This window comes from Lysinibacillus sp. NPDC097231 (assembly GCF_044761885.1).
GTDB lineage: Bacteria > Bacillota > Bacilli > Bacillales_A > Planococcaceae > Lysinibacillus.
Genome location: NZ_JBIWDH010000051.1, coordinates 1 through 18942, shown reverse-complemented (window position 1 = coordinate 18942; position 18942 = coordinate 1). Strand labels below are relative to the sequence as shown.

The window sequence follows — 18942 nt, the reverse complement described above, 5'->3', positions numbered from 1 at the left end:
GAATAACGCATTATTTTTTTGGTTAAACATGACTATGTTGACGAATATTACGTCTGAAACCTTGATATATATGCTTTTTAAAGTAAATTAGTGTTATACATTGCATGTCGAATAAGGTAGAATACTAAATATGTACAATTAATGAATAAAGGGGTTACTGTTTTTATGAAAGATTTTGATCAACAATTGGAGGGGCTGTTAAAGCAAGCCTCGTTACAATACATAATATATCAGCATAATGGTGATAATGAGCGTATGGATAAAACATCACTTTTTGCACGTAAATTACAGCAAAAAGAGTATGTTATTGGCTTTGCAGGTCATTTCTCTGCTGGTAAGTCAAGTATGATTAATGCACTATCTGGCGAAAATTTGCTTGCATCAAGTCCAATTCCAACGAGTGCGAATATCGTAAAAGTTCATAAATCAGAGGATGATTTTGCGATTGTCTATATGCACAATGAAAAGCCTGTAAAATTTGAAGCAGGATACGATTTTAAAACAGTGAAAGAGCTAAGTAAAAATGGGGATTTAGTGTCGCAAATTGAAATTGGTCATAGCGGATCGACATTACCACTCGGTGTCACTGTGATGGACACACCAGGTGTCGACTCTACAGATGATGCACACCGTATGTCAACAGAGTCAGCTCTTCATATTGCAGATATCGTATTTTATACAATGGATTACAATCACGTGCAATCGGAGTTGAATTTTCAATTTACAAAGCAATTGATGAAGTACAATCCAAATGTTTATTTAATCGTTAACATGATTGATAAGCATAAGGAAAATGAACTAAGCTTTGAGGAATTTAAGGCAACGGTTCACAATTCCTTTGCGGCTTGGGGTGTTGTTCCAAAAGGTGTGTTTTTCACTTCTTTAAGAGAGCCTGAGCATCCTCATAATGATTTTAAGGCAGTTAAGAAAATCGTTATGGATAGTATGAATGATTGGCAGGATCAGCTTGTACTGACTGCATCAAATACACTGCGTTTATTGCAAAGTGAGCATGATAATTATTTAATGGAAGAAAGACAGGATCGTTTAGATATCGATGAAGAACTATTAAGCGCTGATGAATGGGCTCACCATAAGGATATTTTAGAACAATATAATAAATTAAATCGTCAGGTTGAATTGTTTTCAATTGAGGCATGGAATGAGACGTTTGAAGAACAACGTAAAGAACTACTTGCGAATGCAGCGATTATGCCTGCAGATTTACGCGATAAATTACGTTTATATTTAGAAAGTATGCAGGAAGGCTTCAAGGTTGGGGGCTTATTTACTGCCAAGAAAAAAACAGAGGAAGAGCGAAAACGTCGCAAAGAGGACGCTTATGGCGCTTATCAAAATGTCGTACATGCTCAGATAACAGGCCATTTAAAAGGGCTAATGAAAAAGGCCTTAAAGGATGTTGGTGCGTTAAATGAAGAGCGTGCTACAGCAATTGATGCCCATGTATTTGAGTTGCCATTTTCAGTAATTGAACAGCAGGTGCAAGTTGGGGCTATTCTGACAGGAGATGCTGTCTTAAACTTTGCTAACCGTGTGGCAGAGGCGACAAAACGCTACTTCATCCAAGAAACAGATAATTGGAAGGATGCACAATCTACAACATTAGAAGCTGTAGCAACTGAAACATCTGCTCCATCTAAACTAAAAATGGCAGGTATGCAAGCAAAAGTAGATGCCATTCAAGCAGTGCTTGAAATCGAGGGCTACCAGCAATATAGTGCAAGTATTATGCACCAGGCGAGCAACGAAATTCGTCAGCTAGCTAACCAACAGCTGACAAACTGGGACAATGCCTTTAAGCAAGATCTAGCAGATATTCGATTATTTGATGAATCAATGTTAAAACCAAAAGAGCAAGCAGTACAACAAGAAGAGGCGCAGCAAGCTGTGAGTGCAACAAGTCTTCCGATTGAAGGTGTGATCAAACGTGCCCTTCATACAGCAAATGCGGTTAAAGAGGTACAAGGCTTTGCAGAAGTAGCAAGTTACTTAGAGAATAAGGTAGAACGATTACAGAAAAAAGATTTCACCATCGCACTGTTTGGGGCATTTAGTGCAGGAAAATCATCGTTCTCAAATGCGCTAATGGGTGCCAAGGTTTTACCTGTATCGCCGAACCCAACGACTGCAGCCATCAATAAAATTCGTCCTGTGACGCCAGAACATCCACATGAAACGGCAGATGTACTGTTAAAAACAGCTGACCAAATGCTAGAGGATATTCAGGGCTCCTATGCAGCGATTGGTTTGTCTGTTTCTTCATTGGAAGAAGCCTTTAACCGTGCGGATGAGGGGCTTGCAGTTCAGCTTTCGGATGAACGTTTAAACGTCCACAAATCATTTATTCGTGCATACAAGGAAGGTTATCCAACATTCAAATCCGAGCTTGGGACAGTAATACGCGTTGATCGTGAAGAGTTCGAGAAATTTGTAGCACAGGAAAACAAATCATGCTTCGTAGATAATATTGATTTCTATTATGATAGTCCGTTAACACGTATGGGTGTGACACTTGTCGACACACCAGGGGCTGATTCTATTAATGCTCGTCATACAGGTGTTGCGTTCGAATATATTCGTAATGCGGATGCAATCTTGTTCATTACTTATTACAATCATGCATTTGCCAAAGCTGACCGTGAGTTTTTAATTCAGCTAGGACGTGTGAAGGATGCCTTCGAATTAGATAAGATGTTCTTTATTGTTAATGCTATCGATTTGGCGACAACAGAAGAAGAGCAAGAAGATGTAAAAGGTTATGTTCGTTCAGAATTACAACGCTTTGGTATTCGCTTCCCTCGACTTTATGGTGTATCAAGTTTAATGGCGTTAAAGGAAAAAGTTGAAGGTGCTGATTTAACATCTGGTATGCCACCATTTGAGGATGCCTTCCATACATTCTTAAATGATGAATTAAGTGCATTAGCAGTTCAAGCTTTGGCGGAAGAAGTCGATAAAACGGAGGAACGTTTAGGTGATTTAATTGCGCAAACCGAAGACAACTTAAAACGTAAAGATGAGCGTTTAGAGGAATTAACAACGCTTGAACAGCATATAAAAACGAAATTCAATTCGCTTAATACAAGTATGATAGAAAGTGAAACGAAGCAAGAGCTTGATGAATTATTGTATTATGTTCTTCAGCGTGTATTTTATCGTTACCCAGAGTTCTTTAAGGAAGGTTACAATCCATCAACATTTGCAGCAATGCCAGCTCAGCAAGCATTAGAGCATGCTTTGAAGGAAGTAATACAAAGTTTACGATTTGATTTTACGCAAGAAATGCGTGTAACAAACTTCCGTTTATCTCAATTTATCAGTAAAAAGATGCAACAGCGCTTTAAGGATGAAGTACGTGAGCTAAAAGAATTAAACCGTAGCTTCTCATTCCTAGCGTTTGAATCTTCTGAGCCAGATTTACTTAATTTTGAAGGACCATTTTCTGATATCGCGAAATATGCAGGCGTAAAATCTCACTACCGCAACCAAAAAGCATTCTTTGAGAAAAACGAAAAGGTGAAGCTAAGTGAAGCGCTAGAGGCATTAACAAAACCAGATGCTCAAAATTATTTAGATGTACAGAAAGTATCTCTTATGACATGGGCCATTACCTTTATTGCTGAGGAAGCGGAGAATTTACGTCAGTATATTTATCATCAGGCACTTGAGCAAATTGCTACAGAAAGACTTGCACTTCAAGAGGAAAGTCGTTTAGCTTCTTGGAAAGCTATTTACGCGCAATTACAATACGCATGAGGTGATTCGTATGGGAAAAGTATTCAAATCAGTAGGGGAAATTCAGCTTGACGGAGCCCGTTTCATAGATGCTCGTTTCGATTTACAGGACAAAGAAGCAGGTAAAAAAGCATTTGAAGAAGGGCACGCACCAGGTGCTGTCTATATAGATTTAGAGCAGCAGCTATCAGATATGGAGTCTAGTAATGGGCGTCATCCAATGCCGAATAAGGAAAAGCTATCGGCAGTATTTCAAGAACTAGGATTACACTATGAGGACCACATCATTGTTTATGATCAAGGAGCTGCACCATTTGCACCGAGAGCTTGGTGGATGTTGTCATATGCTGGCTTTAAGAATGTAGTAATTGCAAATGGTGGTGCACCAGCACTTGAAGAAAAGTTACCATTTACAAAAGACATTATTAAATACCCACCGACTACGATTGAATTTGAATGGCGAGACGAACTATATGCACCACGCGAAGCGGTAAAAGCGATTGTAGATGGGGAAGTAAAAGCGACGTTACTTGATGCTCGTGCAGCAGTTCGTTATCGTGGAGAAATAGAGCCATTGGATAAAGTAGCTGGGCATATTCCTACAGCGAAAAACTTTGACTGGGAGCAATTAAAGGCAAATGGCCAATTACAGGCCAATGATGCGCTACGCAGCAAGGTTACACACGACGAACATGTTGTTGTCTACTGTGGTAGCGGTGTTACAGCATCACCATTGTATGCAGTACTAGCAGATGAAGGTTACGAAAACATTCAACTATATGTTGGAAGCTTTAGCGACTGGATTACCCAATACGATGTAGAAAAAGGTACAAACGAATAAAAGGAAACGCTCACTTCGGTGAGCGTTTTTTTATGCAGATTGTTAGGGGGATTAAGGCAATTTGACGGATAGAAAGTGCGAAGTGTGAGGTAGAATCGTCAAAGCGAAGATGTCGCAGCTAGAGTGGTGCATAGACCGTAAAAATGTGCATTATGCAATTTATTTTTCAATAAAAATAAACGGTGTTTACTTTGTGGTTTTGTGATGCTAAAATATTCTTAAAATTTAGTAAAAGGGGTATGTTTTCATGTGTGTTGCAGAAAAAACATATAGTTTTCGAGAATTTATTGATAAAAGAGATACTATGAATGATTTGGAAAATCCTTTTTTATTACATGTATTACAACAGTTTTGTAGTGAAACATGGGATGGTATGTTGCCGAAAATAAAGCCTTTTGTAGAAAAATTATCAACAGACTGGCGTGCAGTGGCTGCTGAAAGTGCGAGGCCGGAAAATCAGCCCAAAATAAGACATTACAATGCATATAATGAGCGCATTGATCGTATTATTCGTTCGCATGAGATGCAACAAATGGAGAAAGACATATTTGGTCATGGTTTATTTTCCAAGCAACAACTAAAAAATGAGGGGATATTAAAACGCTTCTTTTTACATGGTAACGGAGAAGCGGGTATTACTTGTCCGTTAGCATGTACAGATGGACTTGTTGCCTTAATAGAACATTTCAAGGATGAAATTCCTGATGAAGTAAAAAACATTTATGAACATGTGACAGAAGGTTATGATGGACACTTTGGTATAGGTGCACAGTATATGTCTGAGATTCAAGGGGGATCAAACATTCCAGCGAATGTATTAACGGCTAAGCTTGAAGGCGATCATTATCGGTTATTTGGTAATAAATTTTTCTGCTCTGCTGTGCATGCTGATTATTCTGTAGTAACTGCACGCATTGAGAATACTAGTGATATTGCAGTGTTTATTGTACCTACATGGCTTCATGGGGATAAGGAAAAAGAGAAAAGAAATCACCATTTTATAAATCGTTTGAAATGGAAAATCGGTACTGCAGAATTACCATCCGCAGAAATCGATTATCAAGGAGCTATCGCATATCGCATAGGCCCACAAAATCGAGGAGTTGCCCTTGCAGTCAGTATCGTTTTAACCCGTTCTCGATTGGATATTGGATTTGCTAGTGGAGCTTTTTTAATGAGAGCGGCAAGGGAAGCTAAGCTATATGCACGTTTTAGATCGGTATTTGATCGGCAAATTGATGAATTCCCGATGGCTTCAGCACAACTTGAGGATTTAGAATATGCCGCAAAACGCATTGTAGGAACAGCCTTTTATATTTATGAAGCATTTAATCAAATACAAGAAAAGCCTAATACACTAGAGGCATTCGTTGTTCGTGAATTAATTTTATTACAAAAAATTTATGCCTCTAAAGAAGCTGTAGATAAGCTGCGTTTGGCTATTTCCATTTTTGGTGGGCATGGGGCCATTGAAGATTTTTCCTCAATTCCAAGATTATTTAGAGATAGCTTAGTGAATGAATTGTGGGAAGGGCCAAGAAACGTTTTATTATCTCAAATTTACAGAGATATTATGAAAATGAGACAACAAATGTCTGTGTATGATTTAATTGCAAGCATACTCGTAGATAGTTCAGAGAAAGAAGTAAAGCTTTTTGCTGAGCAAATAGAGCAATTAATGCAAGTGAATTTAATCGCTTTACCAAACCATGAGAATCGGCAAGCTGCAAGAAAATGGGAACAAATTTGGGAAGAAATCTTTACTTTATTTCAGGAGCAAACCATAAAGGATATAAAGGAATTACCAATTTTATCTTGAATAAACGGGCAGTAATTTATCTGTACTTAAAGCGAAGCGACAGGTACAAGACTCCCACTTTAAGTGAAGCAAAAAACATATATTGGGAGATCGACTACCTGTAAAAGCCCGATTGGTTCGGCTGGCAATCAGTGGGGATGAGGTAAACCCTCATTGATTGCAGTTTCACTAGTATGTTAACAAAAAATTGTTTAGGGGTGGCAATTATGAACATCAATATTGGTAAGTTGTTACAAAATCGTGCGGCTTTAATGGGGGAGAAAGAGGCTTTTATTCACAAAGACAAGCGTTGGACATTTCAACAAATGAATGCAAGAGCAAATGGCTTTGCTCATTTTTTAAAGAAACAAGGTTTTTCTAAAGGGGATCGTATCGCTGTATTATGCAAGAATAATGAGGATTTTATTGCTGTGTTAATGGGTGCAGCTAAAATTGGTGTCATCACCGTTGTCTTAAATTGGCGCCTCCAAGTACCAGAGCTCCGATATATTGTGGAGCACAGTAAAGTAACGCTGGTTATTTATGATGTAGACTTTGAGTCAACTATTCGTGCATTACAAGAGCAAGTAGCGATTACAGATGTTTTATCTCATGAAACCGTGCCTTCTTTGCAATCTATTTTTGATGAGAACGTCCATGAACCTGTTTACGACGCAAGTAATGATGACGTAGCGCTTATCATGTATACATCGGGCACTACAGGTAAGCCAAAGGGAGTGATGATTTCCCACAATAATTTATTGGCTGCTGGAATGGGTTTATCACAAACAATAGACTGGTGGGAGGATGACCGTTTCTTAATGGTGGCACCATTTTTCCATATTGGTGGTATAGCCCCGCTCATTACGAATATTATGTGTGGCTGCACAATGGTACTAATGGAAGCGTTTGAACCGATTGCTGCTTGGAAAATCGTAGAGAATGCAAAAGTTACAACGATGATGACAGTACCAACGATGCTAGCGTATTTATTAAAAACATATGAGGTAGCTAATGTTGACTCATCTTCTATTCGAAACATTACATGTGGTGCTTCATCTGTACCTGCCCCACTAATTTTAGGTTTTCGCCAGTTAGGTATTCCAGTTCAACAGGTGTATGGTATTACGGAATACACAGGTGCAGTTACGATGTGGAAGGAACAGATGAATAGAGATAAGTATGATTCCATGGGAAAATCGATTATGCATGGTGAAATAGCAATTGTTGATGTAAAGTCAGGTGAAATGCTACCAGCAGGTGAGGTAGGGGAAATTAGTTTACGCGGCCCGCAAGTGTTCGTTGGTTATTTCGAAAATATGGAAGCTACACAGCAAGTATTAAGGAACGGTTGGTATCATACAGGAGATGTCGGCTATATCGATAGTGATGGCTATTTATATGTTGTTGACCGCATAAAAGATATGATTATTAGTGGTGGAGAAAATATTTATTCAGCAGAATTAGAATTAGCTCTCTCCACACATCCAAGTGTTGCAGATGTAGCAGTTATTGGCATTCCAGATGAAAAGTGGGGCGAGATTCCAAAGGCTTATATAGTTGCCAAACCAGGAGCATCTATTACAGAAGCGGAAATAATCGAGTTTTGTAAAGGGAATATAGCTTCTTATAAAGCGGTAAAGGAAGTAGAGTTTGTTGAACAGCTTCCTCGAAATGCTGTTGGAAAGTTACAAAAGCATAAGCTAAAGCAGGGAGTCAAACAACAATAAAATATGAGACAAAAAAGGCAGGTATTAGTTTTCCTGCCTTTTTATTGTGGCTATCAGAAGATTGGTTAATTGTTCGATGTGTTGCCAAGTAGAGTATGAGGAGCGACCAGGTAAATTTTTATAGGTAATTAATATGCCGTTTAACGATGCGAAAAAAAGCTGTACAGCATTTTTTAAATGATCCTCAGGGAGATGTTTACTTAAAGCTTCTCTGAAAAGTGAAAATAACCTATCGGTAATGTCACGAAGCTCATGTGAGACATTTCCATGTTGTTCGTTTTCTAGCATGAAATAGGTCATCATTTGAAATAAATTATCATGCGTGTACATATATTCTATATATTTTGTTGCTAGTAATTCTAATTGATGATCTTGTACCTCGATGGTTTGTTGTAATACGTTTAATAGGCTTGAGCTTTCAATTTTAAATGCAGTCATAAAAAGATGCTGTTGATCATCAAAATACTGATAGATAAGACCCGGAGAAACGTTTGCATGCTTAGCAATAGCTCGCATACTTACCTCAGCAAATGGCTTTGAACTAAATAATTCGATAGCTGCATTGATAATATTTTCTCTATTAATATTTTTTTTCTGTTCACGTTTGGATAATGGCTGAACTTCTTTTTCCTCCATTTCATAGCTCCTTCGCAATTTATATTAATAAAATTCTATAAAAAACGTCGGAAAATGACAATAAATATTTTGATAGCTAATCTTCTGCAAGATATCCTTGTTTATGGAGCCTATTAAAAAAGTCTTTCCTTTTATAAAGAATAGACACCTAAAAAAAATACATGGCTTTCGCTATAATCCTAACATTTATGAGTAACATTTTTTCGCAGCAATTACTCTTTTGATTGAACAGTCTAACTACAAAAAAATATATAGTGATTGTGTTTTCGATTATTATTAGTTGGACTATGTTAATAAAGTGTATGGAATTATTTTCCTCGACGTCTACTTTTATTTGCTGTGAATATACGCTTATTCCTTCATGTAATAACGTTCCGAAAACATGTAAAGAAAAATTCCTTTGTTGTTACCTATTCCTAAAAATGACTCGCAATTCATTTTATGCTAAACTCTTTGTACAAGGGGCAAAGGGGGAGAAAGGATGTTTAAGCGAGAGAAAAGTATAGAGATTCAACAGAATCGTGATGTACGATGTGCTCACGGCAAAGTAGCAATTCAGGGCATTGGCATGAGTGTGTATAGCTTTTTTGTGGATGGGTTACTAATTGATACAGGCTCATACTCACTTTCACAGGAGTTCCAATCCTTTTTTAAAGAGTTATCGATTGAGCAATTGGCATTAACACATTCCCATGAGGATCATGCAGGAAATGCTGCATGGATTCAGCAGCATAAGAATGTACCTATCTATATTCACCGTGATTCAGTAAGTCTTTGTGCAGAGGATGGCGAGTATCCACTTTATCGACAGGCATTATGGGGAGAGCGACCAGCGTTTGTTGCTCAATCGTTTGGCGATACATTGCAAACAAATTCAGCTATATGGGATGTTATTGAAACACCAGGACATACAACAGATCATTTATCTTTTTACAATCGAGAAACAGGCGCTATGTTTACAGGAGATTTGTTTATACAGACAAAGACTAAGGTTGTGCTTGATGAAGAAAATATCGTACATACCTTGGCGTCTTTGAAGAAACTATTAAACTATGATTTTGAGGTAATATATTGCTGTCACGCAGGTTTTATAGAGGATGGTCGAACGAAAATAAAAGAAAAAATTACTTATTTAGAAGAAATGGAGGGTGCTGTAAAGCAATTGTTTAATAAAGGTTATTCAGTAGAAGAAATCACAAAAGCAATCTTTCCTCGTGATTATCCGATTACAAAAGCATCCGGGGAACAATGGTCCTCCAAGCATATTATCACTGCTTTTATAAATCAATTTAAGCAAGAGTCCTTAACATAAGGGCTCTTTTTTTGTTTACTTGGCTATAGAGAAAATAATATGCCCATGAGGCTGCCAAAACGCTCGTGTCCCCATCAAAAACGCTCGGGTCCAGAAAAGAAAAGAAGCTCTCAGGTGCTCTCCTGTAGCTTTTAGACTCTTACTTTCATAAGAATACTTTAGGAAGGATAATAAAAAACTTTGTGAAAAAATGTGAAGAAATTGTGACAAAGCGTGATGTCACAATGGATGCGCTTACATAAGTTTGTGAAAAATATCTCATTTACATAAGAAAAATACTATGTGAAAAGTTGAACAGGCTTAAAGGCTGTATTTGTACATTTTTCACCAAGTAATAAAAGATATTTATTATATAAAAATAATTGATTGTGAAAGCTATAACATGATACAAAAATGTAATTAACGAAGAAAAATATTGTGTTCATAGATGAATTGATTGAATTTACAGAAAATTTGTTGACTATGTTTTCACAAAGTATTATGATTCTGAAATACAATAAAAAACACAGGGAAAAGGATGGGATTGAATGGATATTATGAAAAAGGCTTTAGAAATGCATGAGTATTATAGTGGTAAATTAGAGGTGATTTCAAAGGTACCTGTGCAGGATTCTTATGATCTGAGTCTTGCGTATTCTCCAGGAGTAGCTGCACCATGTATAGAAATTGAAAGAAATCCATCGCTAGTTTACGATTTTACTATGAAAGGGAATATGGTTGCGATTGTGTCAGATGGCACTGCGGTTTTAGGGTTAGGGGATATTGGTCCGAAGGCGGCATTACCTGTTATGGAGGGGAAGGCGATTTTATTAAAGCGTTTTGCCAATGTTGATGCTTTTCCAATATGTTTAGATACGAAGAATACGGATGAAATCGTCAGCATTGTGAAGGCGCTTGCTCCGACGTTTGGCGCTGTCAATTTAGAAGATATTTCGGCGCCAAGATGCTTTGAAATAGAAGATCGTCTGCGTCAAGAATGTGATATTCCTGTGTTCCATGATGATCAGCATGGGACGGCAATTGTTGTGGGTGCGGGTATGATTAATGCCAATCGTATTGTAAAGAAAGATGTGGCAACAATGAAGGTCGTTATTAACGGTGCCGGTGCAGCGGGGATTGCCATTTTGCGTATACTTGTGCAGATGGGTTATAAAAATATTTATATGTGTGATACAAAAGGAATTATTTATGAAGGGCGCGCTGAAGGTATGAATCCAATTAAAGAAGCGGTTGCTCATCTAACAAATCCAGGGAAATTACATGGAACTTTAGAGGATGCCCTCGAAGATGCAGATGTTTTTATCGGTGTATCCGTTGCCAATTTATTAACAGAAGCTCATATTGCCTCCATGAATGATGATCCAGTTGTCTTTGCACTGGCGAATCCAAATCCTGAAATCACCTATGAAAATGCCAAGGCATGGGGTGTGCGTGTGATGGGAACAGGACGTTCAGATTATCCAAATCAAATTAATAATGTTCTGGCTTTCCCTGGTATTTTCCGTGGGGCATTGGATGTGCGTGCGACAGATATTAATGAATCGATGAAGTTAGCCGCAGTAGAGGCGATTGCATCTCTAGTAAGTGACGAAGAATTAACGGAGGAATACATTGTACCTAAATCATTAGATGAGAGGGTTGTTGAAATTGTTTCGCAAGCTGTAAGTGGTGCAGCTGTTGAGTCAGGTGTGTCGGAGCTATTCCAACAAAATACAGCGCTATCTGTTTAACAACAGTCTTGATCCATTTAAACGAAAAATCTCCCACTCTCATACGCGAGAGTGGGAGATTTTTTTACATGATGCCAGCCCCAAGGAGACCGATTATGATGACAAAAAATAGAACGAATAATAAGATAAATAAAACAACTGAAGGAATAAAGATTGTAAAGAAGGCCATCCAATTTGAAATTTGGTGTGCTTCTGCAATAACACCTACCGTGATTACAAAAGACCAGATACTAACAACCACTGTTATTAACATCAAAATGATCCAAAAAACCCAATGTGTCCCAATCATATAGTTTTGGTCTATTAGTGTTTCAGGTGATGTTAATAACCAAATAACATAAAATGGAATAAGAACGATATTTGGTATAGCCGCTAAGCTTAATCCTTTAAATAAGTCGGAGAAAGTACCTGTACCTTTAAAAAGTTTACCGAATAGCCATGATATAAGGGCGGAAAAGGCTGTTCCTATAATCCCTGCTACTGGGGCGATTATCACACATAACAACAGCAAAATCCAAGGAGAAAAATCAGCTAAGAACTCCGAATTTCTCAGCCCAGATATTATAGAACCGATATAACCTAGAGACAGAATCAAAATCACAAAACCAATTGATTTATCGTTAATCATATAACGGGCGGTTTGCTTTGGATGCAGCCAAACTGATAAAAATGGATTAAGTTTCGGCCTTTCCTGTTGTATGTCATTATAGTTTTCCATCAAACTACCTCCAAAATAATAGAATTATTGCATCTTGCGTATAGATAGTATACGAGTGACACAAAGAAAAGTTTCGTCGAACGTTAAAATAATCTACTCTTATAAAAAAGAGCCGCTCCGGTAGCGGCTCTGTTAATAATTATTCTATTATTCAGCAAGCATAATTTTTTCAAGATCTAATGGCTCAATATATTGTTCGCCTTTGTAAGCACGCATATTTCCGCCAGAAATTTCATCTATTAATAAAATTTCATTTGTTTTCGCATCGCGACCAAATTCTAATTTGATGTCGTACAGTGTTAATCCTTTTTTGGCAAGCTCTGCAGCAACAAACTTAGCAATTTCAATTGTACGTTGCTTTAAAATTGCATATTCATCATGTGTTAACAGGTTTAACATGGCTAAAGCATCTTCAGAAATAGGAGGATCTAGTCGATCGTCATCTTTGATGGTAACTTCTACAAAAGAATCTAAGTCTTGTCCTTCTTTTACGTAAGCACCATAGCGACGTAGGAAAGAGCCTACTGCCTTGAAGCGGCAAATGACCTCTAAACCTTTACCGAAAACAGTTGCAGGCTTTACCGTCATTGTTGCATCGTTGAAGTTTGCATCAACATAGTGTGTAGGAACACCTTGTTCGTTTAGTTTTGAGTAGAAATAAGAAGTTAATTTTAATCCAGCTAGACCAGCGCCATCGATTGTTAAGCCAACAGTATTAGCACCTGGGTCGAATACGCCGTTTTCACCAGTTACATCATCTTTGAATTTTAATAAGTAATGACCATCTTCTAATTTGAACACATTTTTCGTTTTACCTGTATACAATAATTCCACAAAAAACCCTCCAATATTTCATAGTACTCTATGATTATAACACGAATGTTTTAAATATTTAATACTAAAATGTTCGTTTTGAACGTTGATTTTTATGTTTTTAGACGTGTTTTATACTAAAAAATAAGATGATAACGAATGTTCGTTATCATCTTAGGTGAAATCAAGAAAATTCCGTAATTATTGAATGGACGACTCTTCATTCATTGGGAACTCCGATTAAAGAGTTATTAATAAACGCCTTCAGATAGCATACCATCTGCAACTTTTACGAAGCCAGCAATATTCGCGCCAACTACAAGGTTTCCAGGGTATCCGTATTTTTCAGCAGCAGCTTTACTATCTGCGTAAATATCTTTCATAATTTGATGTAATTTAGCATCTACTTTTTCAAATGACCAGAATACACGGCTTGAATCTTGTGCCATTTCAAGAGCAGATACAGCAACACCGCCAGCATTAGCTGCTTTAGCAGGACCGAATAATACGCCAGCATTTAAGAATTCGTTAATAGCTTCAAGATCAGATGGCATGTTTGCACCTTCACCAATCGCTTTTACACCATTTGAAATAAGTGTACGAGCTGACTCGCCGTTAATTTCATTTTGAGTTGCACATGGAAGCGCGATGTCACATGGAATTGACCAGATTCCTGTGCAGCCTTCTGTAAATGTAGCATTTGGACGATAGTTAACGTAAGTTGAGATACGATCGCCTTTTACTTCTTTAATTTCTTTAATAGCATCAAGATCTAAACCATCTGGATCGTAAACATAGCCTGAAGAGTCAGAGCAAGCAATAACTTTTGCACCATAAGCTTGCGCCTTTTCAATTGCATACGTTGAAACGTTACCAGAGCCAGAGACTACAACTGTTTTGCCTTCGAATGAGTCATTTGCATCTTGTAGCATTTCGTTTACAAAGTACACAGTGCCATAACCAGTAGCTTCTTTACGAGCTAAAGAACCGCCATATCCAGGAGTTTTACCAGTTAATACACCTGATTCGTTTGCTTTTGTTAAACGCTTGTATTGACCCCATAAATAGCCTACTTCACGAGCTCCGACACCAATATCACCTGCTGGAACATCGACATCTGGACCGATATGGCGGTATAATTCAGTCATGAATGCTTGACAGAAGCGCATGATTTCTGAATCTGATTTACCTTTTGGATCGAAGTTTGAGCCACCTTTACCTCCACCAATTGGTTGGCCTGTTAAAGCATTTTTAAAGATTTGTTCAAAGCCTAGGAATTTGATAATTGATTCGTTAACAGAAGGGTGGAAGCGAAGACCGCCTTTGTAAGGTCCCATCACGTTGCTGTATTGAACACGATAACCGCGATTTACTTGGACTTGGTTGTTATCATCTTGCCAAGCGACACGGAAGGAAATGATGCGGTCTGGCTCAACGATACGTGATAAGATATTTGCTTTAATATATTCAGGGTGTTGCACAAATACAGGCACTAATGAGATGAAAATCTCTTCAGCTGCTTGTAAGAACTCCGCTTGATGACTGTTTTGTTTTTTCAGTTGCTCGAATACGCCATCTACGTATTCTTTTGCTAATTGTTCGTTGCTAACAGTTGTAGTTGTCATAAATGAAAACCTCCAATTATTTGATAGGTGTATCGTATATCTATTTTTCACACTATTCAATAAAATACTTTTTCCAGTAGTCTAAAGTTTGTGAAAAATTGAGCAAGGGGAGCCGAGAAAACACTATATTAAAATAATTATGTACTGAATGATTCATCTAATTATGAGAAAGGAATGATGCCTTATCGTGAAGGTTTTAATTGACGCTGATGCCTGTCCAGTAGTGGATTTAGCGCTAACTATATCATCTGAGTTTGAGATTGAAACAATCTTGTTTTGCGATACATCCCACCGTATTGAACGTGATAATGTAATAACAATTATGGTGCCCAAAGGTCCAGATTCGGTTGATTTTACGCTAGTGAATGCGCTTTCAAAGCATGATATTGTCATTACACAGGATTACGGTTTAGCAGCGATGGTTTTGGCAAGAGGGGGGTACCCAATCGATCAAAATGGGCGAGAAATGTCCAATGAAAATATCGAACGTTTGCTCGATATGCGCCATGTCGGACAAAAAATTAGACGTGCAGGTGGTCGTACGAAGGGACCGAAAAAACGAACTCAAGAAAACAATATTTTGTTCGAATTGAAATTTCGACAAATTTGTGAACGAGCGATTTTGGCACAAAAAATGGAGGAATCGAAGGGTGAAAAATGAACTTAAACACGAACTATTTAATCAATTTCCTAAACTAAAAGAGATAGCAAATAAGAATACTGTACTTTGGGAAAATACAAATTGGCAAAAAGAAGCGACGACCGACCTTTTTTCAATGCAGGAAGTCAAGGAAGCGGAAGAAACGCTTAAACGCTTTTCTTCCTATTTAAAGGTAGCCTTCCCGGAGCTTTTAGAAAGCGAAGGGCTCATTGAGTCCTCTATTCAGGATATACCATTGATAAAGAGAGCCCTTGAAGAGGAATTTGATGTTTCGATACCTGGTCGATTGATCTTAAAATGCGATCATGCCTTGCCAATCTCAGGCTCTATTAAGGCACGTGGTGGTATTTTTGAAGTATTAAGGCATGCAGAGCGACTTGCAATTGCTAGTGGCCGACTTAAAAAAGAGGATAATTATGCTGTGTTGGCAACAGAAGATTTTCAAGCGTTCTTCCAGCAGTATACAATTGCAGTAGGTTCAACAGGTAATTTAGGGTTAAGTATCGGCATTATGGGCAAAAAACTCGGCTTTAATGTCGTTGTACATATGTCGAGTGATGCAAAAGAGTGGAAAAAAGCCTTACTACGAGACAAAGGCGCGACAGTGATTGAATATGAAGCTGATTATAGTGTTGCTGTGGAACAAGGTCGCCGAGAGGCTGAACAAGATCCTATGTGCCATTTTATCGATGATGAGAATTCAAAAGATTTATTTGCTGGCTATGCAGTGGCAGCAAAGCGTTTACAAATACAATTTGAAAAGACGAACATTACCGTGGATGAAACCCATCCATTGTTCGTTTATTTACCGTGTGGTGTAGGCGGTGGACCAGGTGGAGTTGCATACGGGATACGCGAAATTTTTGGAGAGCATGCACATATTTTCTTTGCAGAACCAGTAGCCTCCCCCTGCATGACAATTGGATTGATGACAGGATTACATGACGCCATCAGTGTAGAAGATATTGGTCTTGACAATAAAACGGAAGCGGATGGCCTTGCTGTTGGTCGTGCATCAAAGTTTGTTGGCAAAGTGATGGAAATGTATATCAGTGGTTGCTATACAGTGACAGATGAACAGTTGTTTACATCATTAGGTTTGGCTATGGACAGTGAAGGGGCATTTTTAGAGCCATCTGCACATGCAGGGATGTTTGGACCGATACAGTTAATGAAAAACGGGCAAAGTTATTTGGAAAAGCATCATTTAACAGACAAAATGGAGCACGCTACGCATATTGTGTGGGCGACAGGCGGGAGTATGGTGCCACAAGAGATGCGTATGGAGTATATTGCAAAGGCGCTGCGTAATAGTAAGAATGTATGAGTGTGAGCCGGTCAACTGAATCATTTAACAGTAGAGATAGATGGATATAGCCTCGGAGAACTATATCATAAGTAAATGAGGTTTTTAGGGATACTAAATTTAGTATCCCTCTTTTTGTATCATCTGAAACCCTTTCGCATAAGGGGTTCAAATGATACAATAAAAAACCTGGAAATAGTATTCCAGGCTTGATTCTCACTTACTTTAAATGCTCCATGACACACTGCCTCGCTTCCGCATTCGATCTTAAAATAAGACAACTGTGCTTTAGCTTCATTCAGTTTTGATGGTCCTTCTGAGTTTTCAATCCATCCCACTCATCGGGTTAACCCTCCTAGTCATTGGATTTGAAGTGAAATCTTTAATAGTATAGATTAATTGTTATTTTTTATACATATTATTTTTAACGTTTGCTCCGAATCATCCTAAGTACCGTCAGTAACTAATAAAATGAGGAAAAATGTTTTATTTCAGTAACATAAAGCCTAGTCGGAGGTTTTGCATATCTGTTGAAAAGTTATCGTTGAAGCTGTTTTCTCTGAGCTGCTAAAAATACTTCATGTGCTGCGCGTACACCTGCACCTGGTTCAAAATCATAAGAGAAGTCTTGAAGTGCTGCTTCCATTAACGAAACGGCCTGTAACACATCGCTTGGGAAACAATAGCCCATATGGCCAAATCTGAAAATTTTACCCTGCAAATGACCGAGTCCTCCAGCGAAATCTAAATGATAATGCTGCTTTAAATGCGTTAAGAAATCACCTAGTTCAATTCCTTTTGGTGCCAAAATCGCTGTAATAGTTGGCGATGCATGGTCATCTTCAGTTAAAAGTTCAATATTTAGTGCCTTCATCGCATTACGCACCATGTCTTTCATTAATTCATGACGTGCGACTGTGTTTTCAAAGCCACCTTCTTGCTCGATTAGCTTGCATACCTCATTCAGACCATAGATAAGAGTGATAGCAGGCGTGTTTGGCGTCATCCCTTTTTCTGCCCAGCTACGATAGCTTAATAGATTTAAGTAATAGGAAGGTGCTTTATTTTCTTCAATGACTTTCCAAGCTCTATCACTTACGCTAACAAGAGAAAGCCCAGGCGGTAGCATCATGGCTTTTTGAGAGCCTGTAACAAGAATATCGATTCCCCAAGCATCCATTTCAGCAGGTGAACCACCTATACAACTTACACCATCGACAATACATAAAGCATCCGTTTCCACACGAACAACTTGTGCCAATTCAGCGATTGGGTTTAAAATACCTGTCGAAGTTTCATTGTACGTCACAAAAACAGCTTTAATATCTTTTAATGGCTGTAAAAATTCTCGTAGCTCCTCAGCCGTGCAAGCTTGACCCCATTCTTTTTCAAGCTTATGTACGTTAAAGCCATATTTTTCACAGATTGACACAAAATAGTCACCAAAAGCCCCGACAGTGACAACAACAACATTTTCACCTGCTGATACGGTATTCACCGCAGCAGCCTCTAAAGCAGCAGTACCACCCGATGGAAGTAATAAAATATCCTGTTTTGTACCGAAAATAGGTTTCACTAATTCAACTGTCTCACGGTACAGCTCCACAAATTCAGTACTTCGGTGGCTAAAGATATCACGATTCATAGCTAGCTGAACCTTTTTTGGAATAGGCGTAGGCCCTGGATGTCTTAAAATGTTTTCATACACAATCATCAATCCCCTTTGCTTTTGAAAATATAGAATTCTAAATTTTCTAACTTTAATATAACATATTTATCCTGCTAGCTAACTTCTTTTTCAAAAATGTAGAAAAAACTAAAGGATGTGGGAATGCAACGCTAACTTCTATATCAATCTTCATATATGGTAAAATTTTGTTAAAAGGGGAGGCTGGTTACGATTAAATTAAATATAATTTATCACTAGCGTCGCATTAAAATAATTCAACACCTTATATAAAACTGAATTTTCTGCAATATTATTTAAGCACAAAAAAAGCCTTTATAATGGTTGGG

The 18942-nt window shown here is 38.0% G+C and carries 13 protein-coding genes; 8 read left to right on the top strand and 5 right to left on the bottom strand.

All coding sequences use genetic code 11. The annotated features are described in order from the left end of the window. Nucleotides 1-165: 165 nt before the first annotated feature. The 4 genes from ACIQXF_RS21505 (at nt 166) to menE (ending at nt 8125) form a co-directional block, all read left to right on the top strand. Entirely contained in the window at nt 166-3777 is a 3612-nt protein-coding gene (locus ACIQXF_RS21505; protein WP_402787425.1) for a dynamin family protein, read from the top strand. A gap of 10 nt (nt 3778-3787) precedes the next feature. Further along, nucleotides 3788-4597, top strand: coding sequence for a sulfurtransferase (locus ACIQXF_RS21500; protein ID WP_402787422.1), 810 nt, complete (start codon nt 3788-3790; stop codon nt 4595-4597). 247 nt (nt 4598-4844) lie between these two features. Then, nucleotides 4845-6416: an acyl-CoA dehydrogenase family protein gene (locus ACIQXF_RS21495; RefSeq protein ID WP_402787419.1), complete on the top strand. Its 1572-nt coding sequence runs from the start codon at nt 4845-4847 to the stop codon at nt 6414-6416. A 206-nt stretch (nt 6417-6622) separates the two neighbouring features. After that, the gene (gene menE, locus ACIQXF_RS21490; RefSeq protein WP_402787417.1) at nt 6623-8125 is read left to right on the top strand and encodes an o-succinylbenzoate--CoA ligase; all 1503 of its coding nucleotides are present in this window, start codon (nt 6623-6625) and stop codon (nt 8123-8125) included. Nucleotides 8126-8149: 24 nt separating this feature from the next. On the opposite strand, the gene ACIQXF_RS21485 is transcribed toward menE, so the two are convergent. Then, nucleotides 8150-8761, bottom strand: coding sequence for a TetR/AcrR family transcriptional regulator (locus ACIQXF_RS21485; protein ID WP_402787414.1), 612 nt, complete (start codon nt 8759-8761; stop codon nt 8150-8152). A gap of 481 nt (nt 8762-9242) precedes the next feature. Here ACIQXF_RS21485 and ACIQXF_RS21480 point away from each other — a divergent pair, with 481 nt between their 5' ends. Both ACIQXF_RS21480 and ACIQXF_RS21475 read left to right on the top strand, forming a co-directional pair. After that, a complete protein-coding gene (locus tag ACIQXF_RS21480; RefSeq protein ID WP_402787411.1) occupies nt 9243-10073 on the top strand; it encodes an MBL fold metallo-hydrolase in 831 nt (276 codons plus the stop codon). Between the two features lie 527 nt (nt 10074-10600). Further along, nucleotides 10601-11803, top strand: coding sequence for an NAD(P)-dependent malic enzyme (locus ACIQXF_RS21475; protein WP_402787408.1), 1203 nt, complete (start codon nt 10601-10603; stop codon nt 11801-11803). Between the two features lie 64 nt (nt 11804-11867). On the opposite strand, the gene ACIQXF_RS21470 is transcribed toward ACIQXF_RS21475, so the two are convergent. The 3 genes from ACIQXF_RS21470 to gdhA all read right to left on the bottom strand — a co-directional run bounded on the left by ACIQXF_RS21470 (nt 11868) and on the right by gdhA (nt 14959). After that, entirely contained in the window at nt 11868-12521 is a 654-nt protein-coding gene (locus ACIQXF_RS21470; protein WP_402787405.1) for a Yip1 family protein, read from the bottom strand. Nucleotides 12522-12668: 147 nt separating this feature from the next. Next, entirely contained in the window at nt 12669-13355 is a 687-nt protein-coding gene (locus tag ACIQXF_RS21465) for a phosphoribosylaminoimidazolesuccinocarboxamide synthase (RefSeq protein ID WP_402787402.1), read from the bottom strand. Between the two features lie 230 nt (nt 13356-13585). After that, on the bottom strand, nt 13586-14959 hold the full coding sequence (gene gdhA, locus ACIQXF_RS21460) for an NADP-specific glutamate dehydrogenase (RefSeq protein ID WP_402787400.1): 1374 nt from the start codon (nt 14957-14959) through the stop codon (nt 13586-13588). Nucleotides 14960-15146: 187 nt separating this feature from the next. Between gdhA and ACIQXF_RS21455 the strand changes: the two genes are divergently transcribed. Beyond that, nucleotides 15147-15620: a YaiI/YqxD family protein gene (locus tag ACIQXF_RS21455; RefSeq protein ID WP_402787397.1), complete on the top strand. Its 474-nt coding sequence runs from the start codon at nt 15147-15149 to the stop codon at nt 15618-15620. After that, nucleotides 15610-16947 carry a D-serine ammonia-lyase gene (locus tag ACIQXF_RS21450; protein ID WP_402787394.1) on the top strand — a complete coding sequence of 446 codons (1338 nt, stop codon included), beginning with the start codon at nt 15610-15612 and terminating at the stop codon, nt 16945-16947. Before ACIQXF_RS21455 ends, ACIQXF_RS21450 begins: the two co-directional genes overlap by 11 nt. A gap of 517 nt (nt 16948-17464) precedes the next feature. Here the strand turns inward: ACIQXF_RS21450 and ACIQXF_RS21445 are convergent. Next, nucleotides 17465-18634, bottom strand: a complete 1170-nt coding sequence (locus tag ACIQXF_RS21445; RefSeq protein WP_402787391.1) for a pyridoxal-phosphate-dependent aminotransferase family protein — start codon at nt 18632-18634, stop codon at nt 17465-17467. Between the last annotated feature and the right edge of the window lie 308 nt (nt 18635-18942).